Origin of the sequence: Campylobacter concisus, from assembly GCF_002913945.1 — a bacterium.
Lineage (GTDB): Bacteria > Campylobacterota > Campylobacteria > Campylobacterales > Campylobacteraceae > Campylobacter_A > Campylobacter_A concisus_P.
Genome location: NZ_POZK01000017.1, coordinates 165,021 through 181,608, shown reverse-complemented (window position 1 = coordinate 181,608; position 16,588 = coordinate 165,021). Strand labels below are relative to the sequence as shown.

The 16,588-nt window shown below is 40.9% G+C and carries 15 protein-coding genes and 2 pseudogenes; 4 read left to right on the top strand and 13 right to left on the bottom strand.

Annotation, left to right across the window (positions count from 1 at the left end):
- Positions 1-304: 304 nt before the first annotated feature.
- The 6 genes and pseudogenes from CYP64_RS10275 to gap form a co-directional block, all read right to left on the bottom strand.
- Positions 305-511, bottom strand: a complete 207-nt coding sequence (locus CYP64_RS10275) for a DUF2625 family protein (RefSeq protein ID WP_258032932.1) — start codon at positions 509-511, stop codon at positions 305-307.
- Between the two features lie 16 nt (positions 512-527).
- A pseudogene (locus CYP64_RS10270) lies at positions 528-785 on the bottom strand (DUF2625 family protein); the annotation flags it as partial.
- A gap of 160 nt (positions 786-945) precedes the next feature.
- Positions 946-1,764: an enoyl-ACP reductase FabI gene (gene fabI / locus CYP64_RS04110; protein WP_103566686.1), complete on the bottom strand. Its 819-nt coding sequence runs from the start codon at positions 1,762-1,764 to the stop codon at positions 946-948.
- A gap of 167 nt (positions 1,765-1,931) precedes the next feature.
- A complete protein-coding gene (locus CYP64_RS04105; protein ID WP_103648779.1) occupies positions 1,932-2,609 on the bottom strand; it encodes a triose-phosphate isomerase in 678 nt (225 codons plus the stop codon).
- Positions 2,606-3,808 (bottom strand): phosphoglycerate kinase, encoded by a 1,203-nt coding sequence (locus CYP64_RS04100; RefSeq protein WP_103648778.1) that lies wholly within the window; start codon positions 3,806-3,808, stop codon positions 2,606-2,608. The genes CYP64_RS04105 and CYP64_RS04100 overlap by 4 nt, the downstream gene beginning before the upstream one ends.
- Before the next feature lie 16 nt (positions 3,809-3,824).
- Positions 3,825-4,823, bottom strand: a complete 999-nt coding sequence (gap, locus tag CYP64_RS04095) for a type I glyceraldehyde-3-phosphate dehydrogenase (RefSeq protein ID WP_103648777.1) — start codon at positions 4,821-4,823, stop codon at positions 3,825-3,827.
- Positions 4,824-4,902: 79 nt separating this feature from the next.
- Here gap and nadD point away from each other — a divergent pair, with 79 nt between their 5' ends.
- On the top strand, positions 4,903-5,784 hold the full coding sequence (gene nadD, locus CYP64_RS04090; RefSeq protein ID WP_103648776.1) for a nicotinate (nicotinamide) nucleotide adenylyltransferase: 882 nt from the start codon (positions 4,903-4,905) through the stop codon (positions 5,782-5,784).
- Here nadD and CYP64_RS04085 read toward each other — a convergent pair.
- Entirely contained in the window at positions 5,768-6,751 is a 984-nt protein-coding gene (locus CYP64_RS04085) for a YeiH family protein (protein WP_103648775.1), read from the bottom strand. The two genes, nadD and CYP64_RS04085, sit on opposite strands and share 17 nt — an antisense overlap.
- A 105-nt stretch (positions 6,752-6,856) precedes the next feature.
- Here CYP64_RS04085 and CYP64_RS10425 point away from each other — a divergent pair.
- Positions 6,857-7,792: pseudogene (locus CYP64_RS10425) on the top strand (sugar transferase).
- A gap of 91 nt (positions 7,793-7,883) precedes the next feature.
- On the opposite strand, the gene argS reads toward CYP64_RS10425, so the two are convergent.
- The 6 genes from argS to gpmI are packed head-to-tail and all read right to left on the bottom strand — an operon-like array spanning position 7,884 to position 14,090.
- Positions 7,884-9,467: an arginine--tRNA ligase gene (argS, locus tag CYP64_RS04075; RefSeq protein WP_103648774.1), complete on the bottom strand. Its 1,584-nt coding sequence runs from the start codon at positions 9,465-9,467 to the stop codon at positions 7,884-7,886.
- A gap of 9 nt (positions 9,468-9,476) precedes the next feature.
- Entirely contained in the window at positions 9,477-9,698 is a 222-nt protein-coding gene (tatA, locus tag CYP64_RS04070) for a twin-arginine translocase TatA/TatE family subunit (protein WP_103648773.1), read from the bottom strand.
- Between the two features lie 50 nt (positions 9,699-9,748).
- Positions 9,749-10,360, bottom strand: a complete 612-nt coding sequence (gene gmk, locus CYP64_RS04065) for a guanylate kinase (RefSeq protein ID WP_087584055.1) — start codon at positions 10,358-10,360, stop codon at positions 9,749-9,751.
- Positions 10,361-11,803, bottom strand: a complete 1,443-nt coding sequence (locus tag CYP64_RS04060; RefSeq protein WP_103648772.1) for a Highly acidic protein — start codon at positions 11,801-11,803, stop codon at positions 10,361-10,363.
- Positions 11,804-11,860: 57 nt separating this feature from the next.
- On the bottom strand, positions 11,861-12,622 hold the full coding sequence (gene fliR / locus CYP64_RS04055; RefSeq protein WP_103648771.1) for a flagellar biosynthetic protein FliR: 762 nt from the start codon (positions 12,620-12,622) through the stop codon (positions 11,861-11,863).
- Positions 12,623-12,626: 4 nt separating this feature from the next.
- Positions 12,627-14,090 (bottom strand): 2,3-bisphosphoglycerate-independent phosphoglycerate mutase, encoded by a 1,464-nt coding sequence (gene gpmI / locus CYP64_RS04050; protein WP_103648770.1) that lies wholly within the window; start codon positions 14,088-14,090, stop codon positions 12,627-12,629.
- Between the two features lie 79 nt (positions 14,091-14,169).
- On the opposite strand from gpmI, the gene mraY reads away from it, so the two are divergent.
- Both mraY and murD read left to right on the top strand, forming a co-directional pair.
- Entirely contained in the window at positions 14,170-15,234 is a 1,065-nt protein-coding gene (gene mraY / locus CYP64_RS04045) for a phospho-N-acetylmuramoyl-pentapeptide-transferase (RefSeq protein WP_103648769.1), read from the top strand.
- A gap of 8 nt (positions 15,235-15,242) precedes the next feature.
- Positions 15,243-16,460 (top strand): UDP-N-acetylmuramoyl-L-alanine--D-glutamate ligase, encoded by a 1,218-nt coding sequence (murD, locus tag CYP64_RS04040; protein ID WP_103648768.1) that lies wholly within the window; start codon positions 15,243-15,245, stop codon positions 16,458-16,460.
- Positions 16,461-16,588: the final 128 nt, after the last annotated feature.

Sequence of the window (16,588 nt, the reverse complement as noted above, 5' to 3'; positions counted from 1 at the left end):
GTAGTAAATAAGGTTAATTTTTAATAGAAAAATTCTTAAATTTTATAGATAATTTTTATCAAAAAAGGCTTAAGAAATCTAAAATAAATTTTACTTTTTTAGCGCTCAGAATTTTTTTATAAACACTCTTAGATAGACTATGAAGAAATTTTAAAATTTAAATAAGATAGAGCAAAACTCTTGGATCTAATAGAAGTATCATGCAAATTTATTAGACGCCATTGAAGACAAAAATGAAATATTCATTCATGCAAATAATATCTTTTTTCATATCTTTTAGCCTTAGACTTATGTTGGTGTCTTGCTAAAGTATCGGCAGTAGTACAAATATCATCCTATCAAGGCTAAAATTTTTCACATCTTCACGCCAGTCATCCCAGTAGTAAAGCTCGCAAAATTTAGATATATCGCCACATAGCGCCCAGTATAAAAACTGCGAGTAGACAAGCTGCGCATCTTCCCATTTGCCACTTGTCTGGCATGTAGTAAAAGACATTGCCGGCTTTGCCATCAAAGGCACCGCCGTTTATCACGAAAAATTTATACAAAACATCGTTTGCCACGAACAAATTGCTAGGCATCTACCCTGCCTCGCTAAAGTTTTTGCCAAGGTTAAAGCTGTAAATTCCGCGCTTCATCTGCTCACATCCTGAACCAAGTAGGCGCAGCCAACCTCCATTCATCACGATGCCACCATACCTATAAACAAGCACACCCATCGACGATCGAGTGACTACTTGAAGCCCTAAAAGCTCGCCTTGCGCCCTGCTTTCATCAAGAGACAAATTTCATTAGTCTCTTTTAGCCATTCCTTGATCAGTGCCCAGTCTGGACTATTGCGTCTATAAGCTCATCTAAAGCTCATTTTGTATGCCCTTGCGGTGAATTTAGTGAAATTTTAAAGAAGAATTTGGCGAGTCACCACGCCAAATTTGTATTAGTAGATTATTTTGCGTCCCAAGCTAGGATCGTGTTGCCCTCGGCGTCGGTAGCCACGTCGCCCATTCCCATGATGTTGTAGCCGCAGTCTACGTAGTGCACTTCACCTGTTACGCCACTAGCTAGGTCGCTAAGCAGATACATAGCGCTGTTGCCGACGTCTTCAGTGGTGACGTTGCGTTTTAGTGGGCTGTTTACTTCGTTGTAGCGCAAGATCATCCTAAAGTCGCCTATACCGCTTGCGGCAAGCGTTTTAATTGGGCCTGCGCTGATCGCATTTACGCGGATGTTTTTAGCGCCAAGGTCGTGTGCTAGGTAGCGAACTGAGCTTTCAAGTGCTGCTTTGGCAACGCCCATTACGTTGTAGTGTGGCACAAATTTTGGTCCGCCAAGATATGTAAGAGTGAGCACCGAGCCGCCCTCTTTTAGCACTGGCAAAACCGCGCGAGTAAGGCTTAGCAGCGAGTAGACGCTAGTGCCCATCGCTATGTCAAATGCCTCTTTTGTGGTGTTTACAAACTCGCCCTCAAGTGCCTCTTTTGGTGCGTAAGCCACAGCGTGCACGACGAAATCTATCTCGCCGAGATCTGCTTTGATACGATCCGCAAGCCCGTCTAGGTGAGCTTGGTTATTTACGTCAAGCTCGTAGACAAATTTGCTACCAAACTCTTCAGCGATCGGCTCTACGCGCTTTTTAAGAGCGTCGTTTAGGTATGTAAATGCCATCTGTGCACCTTGATCGTGACAAGCTTTTGCGATGCCGTAAGCTATTGACTTGGCGTTGGCGACACCGACGATCAGACCTTTTTTACCTTTTAGTATCATCATTTCTCCTTTTATTTTGTTTGACTTTTAAGCGATATTTAAATTTTAAACCAAATTTAATAGCGGCAGTATCGTGAGATGGATTTTAATGTTGTGTAGAAATTTTAAGTCAAGACTAGGCATGTAGCCTGTCGCAGACTTAAAATTTCAAACTCATTAAAAGGCGCTCACGAGACAACGCATATAAGCTCTAAAAACTTCGACGCGTCCCAGCTCGCGGTCCCTACTAACACCCCATCGCAGTTTTTGATCCCCGCGATCCCGCCGATATTTGCGGCGTTTACGCTGCCTCCGTAAAGTAGCGGCGCGCTCGTCTGCTCGCGGATGAAATTTAAAACATTCTCGATCTGCTCCGTACCAGCGCTCTTGCCCGTGCCTATCGCCCATACGGGCTCATAGGCGATCAGCAGCCGCTCGTAGCTAAGCTCAATATTTTTTAGCTGCTCCGCTAAAAACCCCTTCGTGCGACCCGCTTCGTTCACGCTCAAATTTTCGCCGATGCAGTAGACGATCTGCCAGCCCGCCTTTACGGCGAAGTCAAATTTAGCGCGCAAAAGCTCCTCGCTCTCGCCGAGTTCGCGCCGCTCAGAGTGCCCGATCAGCACGCTTTTTACGCCAAACTCGTCCAGCATCGCCTTGCCGATCTCGCCGGTGTGAGCGCCGCTTTCACACGGATAGAAATTTTGCGCGCCGAGTTTAAATTTATGAGCCGCAAGATCAAGCGCGCTAAACGGAGGAAATACCGTCACGTCGTCGTTTACGCTTAAATTTGCGTCTAAAATTTTGGCGTACTCTTTAAAGCTCGCTCTGGTGTGATTGCACTTTAAATTTGCTAAAAACCTCACTCCGCAGCCTTTCTAAGCGGCTTTATGCCGGGTAGCTCCTTGCCCTCGATGAGTTCCAGGCTCGCGCCGCCGCCAGTTGAGATAAATGTCATCTCGTCGGCGTCTCCAGCGCGCTCTACGACGTCGGCCGTATCGCCGCCGCCAACGACCGTAGTCGCGTGAGTGTCGATGATAGCGTGGCTCATTTTGATGCTGCCTTTGCTAAATTTATCCATCTCAAAAACTCCCATCGGCCCGTTCCACCAGATGGTTTGCGCGTCGGCGATGACCTCTTTAAAGAGCCTAATCGACGCCGGTCCGATATCTAGCCCCATCCAGCCGCTTGGTATTTCTTGTGCGGGGACAAACTTCACGGCGCTTTCTGCCGAAAAGGTCTGAGCCGCGACGACGTCTACCGGTAGGTAAATTTTAACACCCAGCTCCCTACCTTTTTGCAAAATTTGCCTTGCGTCATCGATGAGATCTTCTTCAAGCAGCGAATTTCCGATATTTTCGCCGAGTGATTTTAAAAACGTAAAGGCCATGCCGCCGCCGATGATGAGTTTATCTACGCGCGGAAGCAGGTTATGCAGGGCTTGCAGCTTGCCGCTAACCTTACTACCGCCAACGACCGCGACGAACGGACGCGCAGGGTGCTTAATGAGATTTTGGGCGAAATTTATCTCTTTTTGCAACAAAAATCCCGCCGCTTTATGCTTCTCGTCGTAAAATTTAGTGATCGCCTCGACCGAGCTGTGAGCTCTGTGACAAACGCCAAACGCGTCGTTGATGTAAAATTCGCCGTATTTAGCGAGCTCGGCGGCTAGCGCCTCGTCGTTTTTGGTCTCGCCTTTTTCAAACCGCAAATTTTCAAGAAGTAAAATTTCGCCCGGTTTTAGCGCGGCGACTTTAGCCTTGGCGTCTGCGCCGACGACGTCCTCGGCAAATATCACGTCTCTATCAAGCAGCCTTGAAAGCCTCTTTGCCACGCCTCGCAGCGAAAATTTCTCCTCAAAGCCGTTTTTAGGGCGTCCTAGGTGACTAGCCAAAACCACGCTGCAGCCGTTATCCAGGCAGTAGCGGATAGTTGGTATCGCCGAGCGGATACGGCGGTCGTCGGTGATGTTTAAAAACTCGTCCATCGGCACGTTAAAATCGCACCTAACAAATACCTTCGCGCCGCCGAGCTCAAGATCGTTGATCGATAAAATTTCACTCATTTTTCACCCTTTAAATTTACTTCGTAGCCACGATCTTAGCAAGATCGACAAGCCTTGTCGAGTAGCCCCACTCGTTGTCGTACCATGCAAAGACCTTTACCATATCATCAGCAATGACCTGCGTAGTGTCGCTGGCTACGATACTGCTGTATGCGCTCGTGCAAAAGTCGCTACTAACTCTATAATCGTCATCGACAAACAAAATTCCCTTTAAATTTGACTCAGCAGCCACCCTAAACGCCTCGTTTATATCCTCTTTGCTAGCAGGTCTTTTTAAAACCGCCGTTAGATCGACCATCGAGACGTTTGCCACTGGCACGCGCACCGCTTGGCCGTGCAATTTGCCGCTTAGCTCTGGGAGCACTTTAGCGATCGCTTTTGCAGCTCCGGTTGTTGTTGGTCCAATATTTAGCGCTGCTGCACGTGAGCGACGAAAATCTTTAGCCTTTACATCAACTAGGCTCTGACCATTTGTATATGCGTGGATCGTAGTCATCAGCCCTTTTACGATGCCGAATTTATCATTTAGCACCTTTGCCACTGGAGCTAGGCCGTTTGTGGTGCAGCTTGCGTTTGAGACGATCGCCTCGCCTGCGTATTTATCGTCATTTACGCCAACTACAAATGTTGCTGTGTCGTCTTTTGCTGGAGCGCTCATGACGACTTTTTTGACGCCGCGAGCAAGATATGGCTCACATTTTTCAGTGGTTAAAAACTTGCCAGTGCACTCTAAAACCACGTCTGCGCCGTAGTCTGCGTAGCTAAGCTCGTTTAGATCTCTTGTTGAAAAAACTCTTATCTTTTTACCATTTACTTCTATAAAATCGTCACTTATCACCTTAACGTCTTGCTTAAATTCGCCGTGCACGCTGTCGTATTTGAGCAGATAGCGCGTCATGTCGCGCGTCGCCGTATCGTTGATAGCGACAAGCTCAACGTCGTCTCGCTCTAAAATAATACGAGCAGCGCATCTGCCGATACGTCCAAAACCGTTGATTGCTACTTTAACTGACATCTTAGCTCCTTTTGATATAATTACGCCTAATTCTACAAAAAAGAATTTTAAAACAAATATAAACAAGGCACTTTAATAGATGAAGTTAGCACTTTTTGGCGGGAGCTTTGATCCGGTTCATTTAGGACACGATAGCATTGTGAAAATGGCACTAAGCGGCCTAGATATCGACAAGCTCATCATCATGCCAACTTTTATAAGTCCCTTTAAGAGCGAATTTTCAGCTCCGCCAGAGCTTCGCCTAAAGTGGATAAGAGAAATTTGGGGAGGACTAGAGAAAGTTGAGATCTCAGACTATGAGATAAATTTAGCTCGCCCAGTGCCTACGATCGAGACGGTTAAGTATTTGTATGAGAAATTCAAGATAGAGAAATTTTATCTCATAATAGGCGCGGACCACCTAGCCACACTTGATAAGTGGCACGGATACGAGGAGCTAAAAAATTTAGTGCAGTTTGTGATCGCCAAGCGCAATCACATAGAAATTCCGCAAAATTTACAAAAAATGGACGTGCACGTGGATGTTAGCTCGTCGCAGATCAGGCACCAAAAGGGGCTTGATGAGCTGCCTAGCAAGATAAAAGATGAAGTTATAAATTTTTACCAAGGATTAAAAATGCAAGAGAGATCGATGCAAGATCGCACCGAAAGTATAGTTAAGGTTTTAGACGCAAAAAAGGCTGAAGAGATACAAGTGTTTGATATGAGCGGGGATGATTATTTCGTAAAGGCCGTAGTTATCGCTACTACGCTTGGCGAGAGGCACGCTTACTCGCTGGCTGAGGATCTAAAAGAGGAGCTTAAGCCTCTTGGAGAGAAATTTATAGGCACTGAGAGCTCGCCTGACTGGATCGTGATGGACCTTGGCGACATTTTGATACACCTTTTAAGCCCAGCTTACAGAGCAAAATACAACATCGAAGAGTTTTTGCAAAAGCTAAAAACTAGCAAAGAGTCTTAACAAAAACAAGCGATGAGCAAATAAGCCATAAAAATATAAAAAATGCTAGTAAAAATGGCTTTTTGCCCGTCGCTTTAAATATACTCTTATCTATCCCAAACCCTAAAGCACACATCGCAATGCAAAGACAAATGCTGGCGGCTAGCTTTAAAATTTGCACCAAATTTTCAGGGAAAAATGACAAAGATCTAACGCAGATCGCCACTAAGAAAAATAGCGCAAACCAAGGTATGCTCTTTAGCTTTGAAGCGTCGCTATTTTGGCTTAAATTTAAGAAATTTAGCAAAAACAAAAATGGTACTAGCATGATGACGCGAAGCATTTTTATGATGACGGCGGTGCTACTTGCTGTGCCGTCAAATGCTGCTGAAGCTGCAACCACATGGGCCACTTCGTGAAGTGAGCCGCCGATAAAAAAGCCGGTTTGATGAGGCGTGAGAGCTAGAAATTTAGCTATAAATGGATAGATAAACATGCCAATCGTCCCAAAAAGCACAACGGTGCAAATGGCAATAGCAAGCTTGTTTGCGTCTGCTTTTATCTCATTTTGAGTAGCCATAACAGCAGCTGCGCCACATATGCTAGCCCCTGAGCCAATGAGCACAGCACTATCTTTGCTAAGCCCCAAAAATTTAGCGGCAAAAAGCGCAAAAGAAAAGGTCGCAAAGACCATAAAAGCTGCATATATCATGCCAAGAGTGCCGACACTTGCGATCTCGCTAAGGCTTATGTTAAAGCCAAAAAGTACGATACCAAGTCTTAAAATTTGCTTCCCGGCGATCGCTATGACACCGCTTGATTTTATAGTTTGCATTTGTTTTGGGAATAAATTTGCAAAAATGGCGCCAAGAATGATCGAGATGATGAGCGGGCTGGTGTGAAATTTAGCCAAAACCGTGTTTGAAAGTGCAAAAGAAATGGCACAGATTAGCGCTAGAACAAGCACAGCAAGAAATTTATGAGACATATTTTAACCTTAACTCTTTTTTTTAAAAAATGCAATTAGCACGTTTGGGTATAATTAGACGAATTTTATAATGCAAATTTAAAATAAAGATAAAGGGATAGCCCCATGATCATCCTTGGCGAAAAATATACTTTTACCAGCCTAGAACTAGAAAAGCTTAGAAAGAAATTTGGCCAAGTAAATTTTTTATCCCATGAAAATAGCGATGCAAAAGCCTTGCGAAGTGCACTAGAAAATCTCATAAAATCAGGTGATCAAAGGCTCATAGTGCTAAATACCGCGACACCGGTTGATGGCAAGCTAGTGAGATTTCTCACGCTTTTGCAGTTTAAGACAAAGTATAAAAAGATCAAATTTCTAAACGTAGAGAATGTTTTAGAAATTTACCTACACAAATGTTATATCCCAGAAAATGGGGAAAATCTTAATTTTTTAGATGAAATAAGGCCTTATGGTACTTTTGGCTATTTACTCAAGCGAATGATCGATTATGCTAGCTGTTTGGTGCTTTTTATCTTGCTTTTTGGTCTAAAATTTTATGTGAAGAGAAAGATAGACGAGCAATCCCCTGGAAGCCTTTACTTTTTACAAAGTAGGGTTGGGCTGGACAATAGAGAATTTGAGCGCATAAAATTTTGCTCGATGATGGAAGATGCCGAGAAAGATGGGGCAAAATTTGCTAGCGAAAATGACGAGAGAGTATTTGAATTTGGTGAATTTATGCGAAAAACTCGTATAGACGAGGTGCCGTAGTGTATAAATGTCTTTCGAGGGCAAATGCATCTAATAGGGCCAAGACCTGAGCGAAGACACTGGATAAATTTCTTTGAAAAAGAGATACCTTACTACAACGAACGTCACATTGTTTGCCCAGGGATTACCGGTTGGGCGCAGGTAAACTACCCTTATGGCTCAAATACACACGACGCCAAACAAAAACTAATGTATGATCTTTACTACATCAAACACTGGTCGCTTTGGCTAGAGATAAAGATCATAGTAAAAACTATTGCGATTGTATTTGAGAAAAAAGGTGTTTAAATTCTCAAGAACATCATGAGTTTGAGATCTTTTTAAATAAACCTTTTTTCAAATTTAATTTTGTTGCATTTAGCCAAAATGAATGCAAATTCTACATCCTATCTTTAGCTGTGATTCCCATTACATTAAATGCTGTTTTTATCGAGATAGCAACGACTGCAAAGACTTTTAGCAAGCTATCTTCGTTTTCATTTCTAACTACGCGGTTTTCATTATAAAATTTATGAAAACTAGCAGCCAGCGACTTTAGATAGTCTGGGATCTTTTGAAGCTGCCTTGAAGCAAAAGCATCCTCTAAAATTTCAGGCAAGATAAGCGCCTCAAAAAGTAAATTTTTAGCATTTTCATCTAGGCACTCAAAGTCAGCATTTATCACGTCACTAACGCTTTTTTCAGCCTTTGCAAAGACCTGATTTATCCTAGCATGAGCATAGTTTATATAAAAAATCGGATTTGAGCTGTCCTCTTTTTTAAGCTCATCTACGTCAAATTCCAAACTACTCGTATTTGCCTTGCTTATAAAGATAAATCTAAGCGCTTCAGCACCGATCTCGCTTGCGATATCACTCATCAGCACGGCATTACCAGCGCGCTTGCTCATCTTATACGGCTTACCATCTTTTAGCAGACTAACCATCTGCATAAGTATCACTTCAAGCTTGTTTTCATCGTATCCAAGGAAATTTATCGCAGCCTTTAGCCTTGCAATATATCCGTGGTGGTCAGCACCCCAAATGTTTATATAGTGGTCGAAATTTTTCTCAAATTTAGCGTTATGATAGATGATATCGCCAGCTAGATATGTCGGTCTGCCGTCATTTCTAACCACAACCCTATCATTATCATCGCCAAGTGTGGTCGAAGCGATATAAGTAGCGCCCTCTTTTTCATACATTTGATTTGAACGTTTTAGCTTATTTATAGTTGGCTCTAGGCCGTCATAAAGAGCCTTTTCACTAGCCCAGCTCTCTATAAATATCCCAACGTCCGCCAAATCTTTTTTGATGATCTCAAGCACGATATCCTTGCCAAACTCGGCAAGTTCGAGATTTCTACTCTTATCATAAAAAATTTCCTTGCCAAATTTCTCATTTGCAAGCTTAGCAATATCTAAAATATAATCCCCACGGTAGTATTTCTCCGGATAGACGACACTCTCACTAAAAAGCTGCTCTTTAGCTGCCAAAGATATCGATGTGCCAAGTAGATCGATTTGATTGCCAGCATCGTTTATGTAGTATTCTGTTGAGATGGCGTAGCCAAGTCTTTTACCAAGCCTTGCTAATGTATCGCCATAAACCGCACCCCTAACGTGTCCGATATGAAGCGGACCAGTTGGATTTGCGCTAATGTATTCTATTAGATAGCTATCTTTTTTCGCATCTTCTTTTGCAAAATTTTCACTATCTAGCAAAATTTGCTTTGAAATTTCATCCAAGAACTCGCTTTTGAGCTTAAAATTTAAGTAGCCATTTACTGCACTAGCTTCAACTATCTTGCTATCACTAAATTTATCAGCAAATTCGCTAGCTATCATAGCCGGCGACTTTCTTAACTCCTTTGCTAGGCTAAAAAGTGGCGTAGCATAGTGGGCTAAATTTTTATCTTTTGGCTTTTCAAGCACAAATTCACGCTCTAAAACCTTTGAAATTTCAGCTTTTATTTTATTTTTCAACTCTAAAACCTATGCGTTTTTAGTTGTTTCTTCTATTTTTTGGCTATCGGCATTCTCTTCTTTATGCTCGACTTTCTCACTTTTTTCAGGGATTGTATCCTCCATCTCAGCCTTAAAAGTCTTTATACCTTTGCCTAGTCCTTTTGCAAGTTCTGGGATCTTCTTTGCTCCAAAAAGTAAAACAATAATCGCTAAAACAACTAGCCAATGACCAATACTAAAAGAACCCATTTTTTCTCCTCAATAAATTTTTCAAAATGTTATCATAAATTCCTGAATTTCTAGCAATCTATCCACTCATCAATAACGCGTCTTAAGTCTATTTTCGCGCTTTTTAGCCTCATCGCTCTAAGAATTGATTTTAGGCCTTTATAACTCTTTTCAATGTCATCATTTACCAAAAAATAATCATATTCTAAGATGTGCTCCATCTCACCAACTGCGTTCATTAGGCGATTTTCTATCGTTTCGTCGCTATCAGTTCCGCGGTTTTTCAAGCGTTTTTTAAGCTCTTTTTTATTTGCAGTTGTGATAAAAACTGAAGTTATGTAGCTTCTAAATTTTTCAAGTGCGATGTGAAAGCCTTGTACGTCGATATCAAATATAACTATCTTCCCAGCCTCAAGTGCTGCTAAAACTGGCTTTAAGCTCGTTCCATAATAGTTTTTATGCACCTGTGCCCATTCTAAAAATTCACCCTTTTCTATGCCGCTTTTAAATTCATCTTCTTTTATAAAATAGTAATCCACTCCATCGACTTCACCTTCTCTTTTTGCCCTTGTCGTGCTTGAAATAGAAAAATAAAGATCTTTCTCTTCCTTTAAAAGACGACCTAAAAGCGTACTTTTCCCACTTCCACTAGGCCCAGAAACTACTAAAATTTGTCCTTGCAACTACTTTTCCTCAAAACTTATATTTATCTTTATGTTCATATCTTTTAGCACATCTCTTAGCGAACTTTCGTTTAACGACTCATGGACGTGTTTTGTGATCTTTTTGGTTAGCTCTTCTTTATAGTCAGCATCGATTTTTGTTTCACCGCATGAGCTAGTTTGTGGAGCAATATTTAATCCAAATGCTGCTTGCATCGTATTTTCATCTATTTCTTCAATAGACGCTACATCAAAATTTGGGCTATCTAACGTCTCTTCTTTAAAATTTTCTTCCTCAAATACCTCATCTACCATACCTAGACCTTCTTGGGCAAGGACTTCTTCAGAAATTTCTTCATGATCTTCTTTAGCTGGCTCTTTTTCAAGGTCTATATCTTCATCCAAAGAAATATCCTCTGCTTCTTTGGTAGATTCTTCATCTATATCTTCCTCTAAATTTTGACTAGCTTCATCTATCAAATTTGCCTCGCTGCTTTCAGGCTCAAATTTTTCATCACTACCAAAATCAGTCTCTAGCTCATCAAAATTTTCACTATCTTCGCTAGCTTCTTCGTTTAGCTCTTTATCCAAAGACTCGATCTCGCTGAGCTCTTTTTTACTTTGGCTTATATCATCTACAAATTCTTCATTAAGCTTGGCAGTTTCTAAATTTTGAGAATTTTGCTCGACCATTTTATCAAGCTTGTTTTTTGCCTCTTCATCCGCCAAGTCACTCTCGCCCATATCATCTATCTCATCCACAAGCGAACTAAGCTCATCAAAGTTATCACTATGCTCTTCTTTTATCACGGGTGGCTCATTGTTTTGCTCTAAGGATTTATCTATATCTTCTGAATCAGCCATATATTTGCTAGCTATATCATTTATAATATCATCATCTATGAGTTCAGTGTCTGTTTCATCAAAACTGATATCTTTATCCTTTAAATCCTCGGTCTCCAGTTCACTTAGCTGCTCTTTTAAAAACTCATCGTCTAAAGCCTCGTTATCAAATTTATCTGCCTTATCATCTTCTTTTGCTAAATTTTCAAGGCCCATGTCAATTTCTGGAAGCTCAAAATTTTCTAAATCATCAAAGTTTTTATTGCTTTCGTCAAAGTCATTAAAATTTGCAGACTCATCTAGTCCAAGCTCAAGTTCTTTATCATTGTCAGTATTTTTGTTTTGTTCAAATAAACTAATAAATTCTGTTGGTAAAAAGGGCTTTTCAAGCATAACATCAGCAAAATCTGGCTTTTCACCGCCTCTAGGTGCTAGATACATTATCTTTTGATTTAAATTAACATCGCTGCTATCCATATCGCTATCGATGATAATATAATCAAATTGATCGCCAACACTATTAATATCGTCAAATTCGCTATATTCTATGCCTAGCTTATTTAAACTTAACGTTATAAGGCGAGAAACTGCGGGGTTTTTGTTTACAAGTGCAACTTTCATAATCCCTCCTTGAAGAGCTTGAGGCTGTATTCTATGATAAATTTCATTGCTATTTACTTAAAAAAATAGTGCTGGCATATCGTTTAAAATCTGCACCATCATATCAGTTATGATTTTTATAATGCCAGCTAAAATAGCTATCAAAACCGAAAAGCCGATACTTACCTTAATAGGATAACCAACGACTAATAGATTAAATTGTGGCATAGTTTTCATAAGCATGCCAAAAATAGCATCTGAAAGTATAGAAAGCGCGATAATAGGAAAAGCCAGAACAAATCCAAACATAAAAAGATTGCCAAAAAGCTTTAGGGCGTAGCTCATCACATCACTTCTTGGATAAAAATCTCCAAGCGGTATAGCTGAAAGTGAAGTGGAATAAAACTGCAATATTAAATGGTGCCCATCAAGCATCAAAAATGCGAGAAGTGCGATGAAATTTAGAATATTTGCGATCACTGGCGAATTTGTACCAGTTTGCGGATCAAGCACTGAAGCCATCGAAAAACCCATGATCATTGAGATCTGCTCGCCCGCCATTTGAAGTATGGCAAAAACGATATTTAGCAAAAGCCCAGCACAAAGTCCGAGCATAGCCTCACTTAAAATTTCCATGATCAAAAAATTTATAGCGTGCTCATGGGCGTGAGATAATGGGAAAAGCACGATACAAAGGGCGAAAACTAGCAAAGTTTTTACGCTAAGTGGGATTTGATTGTGAGAAAAGAATGGAAAAAATACGATAAGCCCGCTAATACGCGCAAAAAGGAGCATGAAGGTTATAACTTTATCAGCTCCAAAAAACTCAACTAGCTCCATTCTTTTATATTAACGCCTCGTCCATCTCAGCTGGAATTTCAAGTCCCATAATCTTTAAAACACTAGGAGCGATATTGTTTAGACCGCCGTTTTTTACTTTTTTTACGCCATCAGCCATCACAAAACAAAAGACATCATAAGTCGTGTGGTTTGTCAGTAGCTCACCGCTGCTATCGCGCATCTCTTCGCAGTTTCCGTGATCGCTCGTGATGATCATCGCATAGTTTTTCTCTTTTGCCTTAGTGTAAATTTCTCCAAGAGCAGTGTCTACCGCTTCAACTGCCTTTATAGCGGCCTCGTAATTTCCAGTGTGTCCCACCATATCACCATTTGCGAAATTTACCACGATGAAGTCTTGTTCATCATCCATACCCTTTAGCACGGCTTTGCAAACCTCTGCAGCGCTCATCTCTGGCTTTTCGTCATAGGTCTTTACCTTTGGACTAGGGATTAGTACCCTCGTTTCATTGCTAGCTAACTCCTCGACGCCGCCATTAAAGAAAAATGTTACGTGGGCATATTTTTCAGTCTCAGCCGTGTGAAGCTGCCTTAGCCCAGCGGCTGCTATGACCTCGCTTAGGGTGTTTTTTATCTTTTCATTTTTAAATAGCACTTCAAATTTAAAATTTGCGTCGTATTCGGTCATAGTGATTAGATTTTTGATAGCAAAAGGTCGCTCAAACTCGCTAAATTTCTCTTCACCTAGAGCCTCGCAAATCTCTCTTGCCCTATCATTTCTAAAATTTATTACGATCACACCGTCATCTTCGCCTATGCCATTAAAGCCATTAAAGCTTGCTGGCTTTACAAACTCATCGGTCACTCCCTCATCGTAGCTTTTTTGTAGATACTCGCTTGGCGTTAAACTACTTAAATTTGCTCCATTTACCAAGCTATCATAAGCCTCTTTTACGCGCTCCCAGCGTTTATCTCTATCCATCGCGTAAAATCTTCCACAAACGGTAGCTACTTTAAATTTAGCTTCCAAGCTTTTTATAAAATTTATACCGCTATTTGGGCTAACGTCGCGTCCGTCGGTGATAGCGTGGGCAAAAACTTCGCAACCATTTTTGCTAGCAAGCTCGCACATACCATCAAAATGCTCCATATGAGAGTGCACGCCGCCGTCGCTATAAAGCCCTATGATGTGGATCTTTTTGCACTTTTTAAAAAGAGCTTTTAGGGCTTCATTTTCTGATATCGAGCCGTCAGCGAAGCTGCGTGAAATTTTGACCAAATTTTGATACAAAACTCGCCCACTCCCTATGCACATGTGCCCTACTTCACTGTTTCCCATCTGCCCTTCAGGTAGTCCCACAGCGTTTCCAGAGGTTTTTATGAGCGAGTTTGGAATTTCTTTAAAAAATTTCTCGTAATTTGGCTTTTTAGCCGCCTCAAATGCGTTAAATTTACCGCTTTTATTAAATCCAATACCATCAGTTATTATTAAAATAGTTTTTTGACTCATTTTGAAAATTTATCCTTAATTTTAGATAATTTTTAAGGCCATTATACTAAAATTGCTTTTTTTAAAAATAAAGGCTCTCATGTTTTACTATATCTATGAAATTTTAAATTTTAATATCTTTCAATACATCACCGTCCGTGCTGGTATCGCTTTTTTCATCGCTTTTGCACTCACAGCTTATTTGATGCCCAAATTTATCACTTGGGCAAAGGCAAAAAACGCCGCCCAACCTATCTACGAGCTTGCCCCACAAACTCACCAAAAAAAGGCTAAAACACCGACCATGGGCGGACTTGTCTTTGTCTTTACAGCCGTACTTTCCACGGTAATTTGCGCAAGGCTTGATAACGCATTTGTCTTAACATCGCTCTTTTGCCTAGTTTGCTTTACGCTGCTTGGCTACAAGGACGATTACAGCAAAATTTTAGGAGCAAAAAATCACGCCGGCCTAAGTCCAAAAGCAAAGCTTTTTTTTCAGTTTTTAATAGCCTTTGTCATTTCTATTTTTTTATATGCAAGTCACGAGCTCAGCACCGAGTTTTATCTACCTTTTTTTAAGCAACCTATTTTGGATTTAAAAATTTTTGCCATTTTCTTTTGGACACTGGTCATAGTCGCTGCTTCAAATTCAGTAAATTTAACAGACGGGCTTGACGGACTAGCTACTGTGCCATCGATATTTTCACTTTTAACACTTGGCGTTTTTGCCTACATCTGCGGACACGCTGTCTTTAGCTCATATTTACTCTTGCCAAAGATCATAGGTGTTGGTGAAAGCGTTGTTGTCTCTTCAGCCCTAATTGGCTCATTGATGGGCTTTTTATGGTTTAACTGCCATCCAGCTGAAGTCTTTATGGGCGATAGCGGTAGCTTAAGCGTTGGAGCATATATCGGTTTTATGGGTGTTGCGACCAAAAACGAAATCTTACTCATCATCATTGGCCTCATCTTTGTCGTTGAAACCCTAAGCGTCATTCTGCAGGTAGGCAGCTTTAAAATTTTTAAACGCAGAATTTTTCTTATGGCGCCTATACATCATCATTTTGAGATAAAAGGCTGGGTGGAAAATAAGATCATCGTTCGCTTCTGGATCATCGCGCTTTTAGCAAATCTAATCGCATTAACTGCGCTAAAGATCAGATAAGGAAAGCCATGAGAAAATCGCTATTTGGCTACGGTGGTACGATAAAGGCTATCGCTAAAAATTTCACAAAAGACGGTCTTTGGGATATCTATGATGATAAATTTAGTGAAATTTCAAAAGATGAGTTTGGCAATGCTCTTTTGCCAGTTAGTGAATTTGATCCAGCAAAAAGCAGCCTAGAGATACCAAGCCCAGGCATTCCGCCTTATCATGAGCTTATTAAAAAAGCTAAGAATTTAGTTAGCGAGTATGACTATTTTTATGAAATTTATAAAGAAAATCTGCCATTTAATATCTGGATAAGTGGCACAAACGGTAAGACTACGACCACAAAGATGACGCAGCACCTACTAGAGAGCAAGGGCTCGGTAATGGGCGGTAACGTCGGCATCGCACTAGCAAATTTAGACCCAAAAGCTAAAATTTGGATACTTGAGACTAGCTCATTTACCCTTCACTATACAAATCACGCCACACCAGGTATCTACGTGCTTTTACCGATCACTCCAGATCATCTAAGCTGGCATGGAGACATGAGCGAATACGAAAAGGCTAAGCTAAAGCCGCTTGCTAGCATGAGCGAAAGTAGCGTGGCAATCGTACCTGAAATTTACGCCAGCACGCCAACAAAGGCAAAAGTGATCGCTTACAAAGATGAGAGCGATCTGGCTAAATTTTGTGGCGTAAGCGTAGATGATATAAATTTCAAAACGCCATTTTTACTTGACGCGTTGCTAGCACTTGCGGTAGAGAAAATTTTATTTGATCGCTGCGACGTGGAGCTTTTAAATACCTTTGTCATCGAGGCAAACAAGCTCGAGGAATTTAGCGATAAAAATGGCAGAATCTGGGTTAATGACACAAAAGCAACTAACATAGATGCGAGCATACAAGCCGTTAAACGCTACAAAGATCATTTCATACATCTAATACTTGGTGGCGATGATAAGGGTGTTGATATGACGCCACTTTTTGAAGACTTAAAGAGCTTAAGAGTAAAAATTTACGCCATTGGCTCAAATAGTGATAAGCTCTTGAAATTAGCGGCTAAATTTGGCATACCAGCTTTGAAATGCGATTTTTTGCAAAATGCTGTCAATGAGATAAATAAAGAGCTAAAGACTAGCGAGATAGCGCTTCTAAGCCCGGCAGCTGCAAGCCTTGATCAGTTTAAGAGCTATGCCGAGCGAGGCGATAAATTTAAAGAGTTTATAAAGGCGCTTTAAATTTACAAGCCCTTTTAAGTAGCTTTGTCAAAAATAAAAACATGTAAATTTATGTTTTTGACACAAATTTTTACTATAAAGTTTTATTGTTGAATACTTTTTAAGTTTGTGCTAATATTTAGCAAAAA

Bases quoted from the DNA above. Each gene is read 5' to 3' on its own strand.
- gap (WP_103648777.1), bottom strand. From the start codon at position 4,823: ATGTCAGTTAAAGTAGCAATCAACGGTTTTGGACGTATCGGCAGATGC.
- CYP64_RS10275 (WP_258032932.1), bottom strand. From the start codon at position 511: ATGGCAAAGCCGGCAATGTCTTTTACTACATGCCAGACAAGTGGCAAA.
- mraY (WP_103648769.1), top strand. From the start codon at position 14,170: ATGTTTTACTATATCTATGAAATTTTAAATTTTAATATCTTTCAATAC.
- fabI (WP_103566686.1), bottom strand. From the start codon at position 1,764: ATGATACTAAAAGGTAAAAAAGGTCTGATCGTCGGTGTCGCCAACGCC.
- CYP64_RS04085 (WP_103648775.1), bottom strand. From the start codon at position 6,751: ATGTCTCATAAATTTCTTGCTGTGCTTGTTCTAGCGCTAATCTGTGCC.
- murD (WP_103648768.1), top strand. From the start codon at position 15,243: ATGAGAAAATCGCTATTTGGCTACGGTGGTACGATAAAGGCTATCGCT.
- tatA (WP_103648773.1), bottom strand. From the start codon at position 9,698: ATGGGTTCTTTTAGTATTGGTCATTGGCTAGTTGTTTTAGCGATTATT.
- gpmI (WP_103648770.1), bottom strand. From the start codon at position 14,090: ATGAGTCAAAAAACTATTTTAATAATAACTGATGGTATTGGATTTAAT.
- CYP64_RS04100 (WP_103648778.1), bottom strand. From the start codon at position 3,808: ATGAGTGAAATTTTATCGATCAACGATCTTGAGCTCGGCGGCGCGAAG.
- fliR (WP_103648771.1), bottom strand. From the start codon at position 12,622: ATGGAGCTAGTTGAGTTTTTTGGAGCTGATAAAGTTATAACCTTCATG.
- CYP64_RS04060 (WP_103648772.1), bottom strand. From the start codon at position 11,803: ATGAAAGTTGCACTTGTAAACAAAAACCCCGCAGTTTCTCGCCTTATA.
- nadD (WP_103648776.1), top strand. From the start codon at position 4,903: ATGAAGTTAGCACTTTTTGGCGGGAGCTTTGATCCGGTTCATTTAGGA.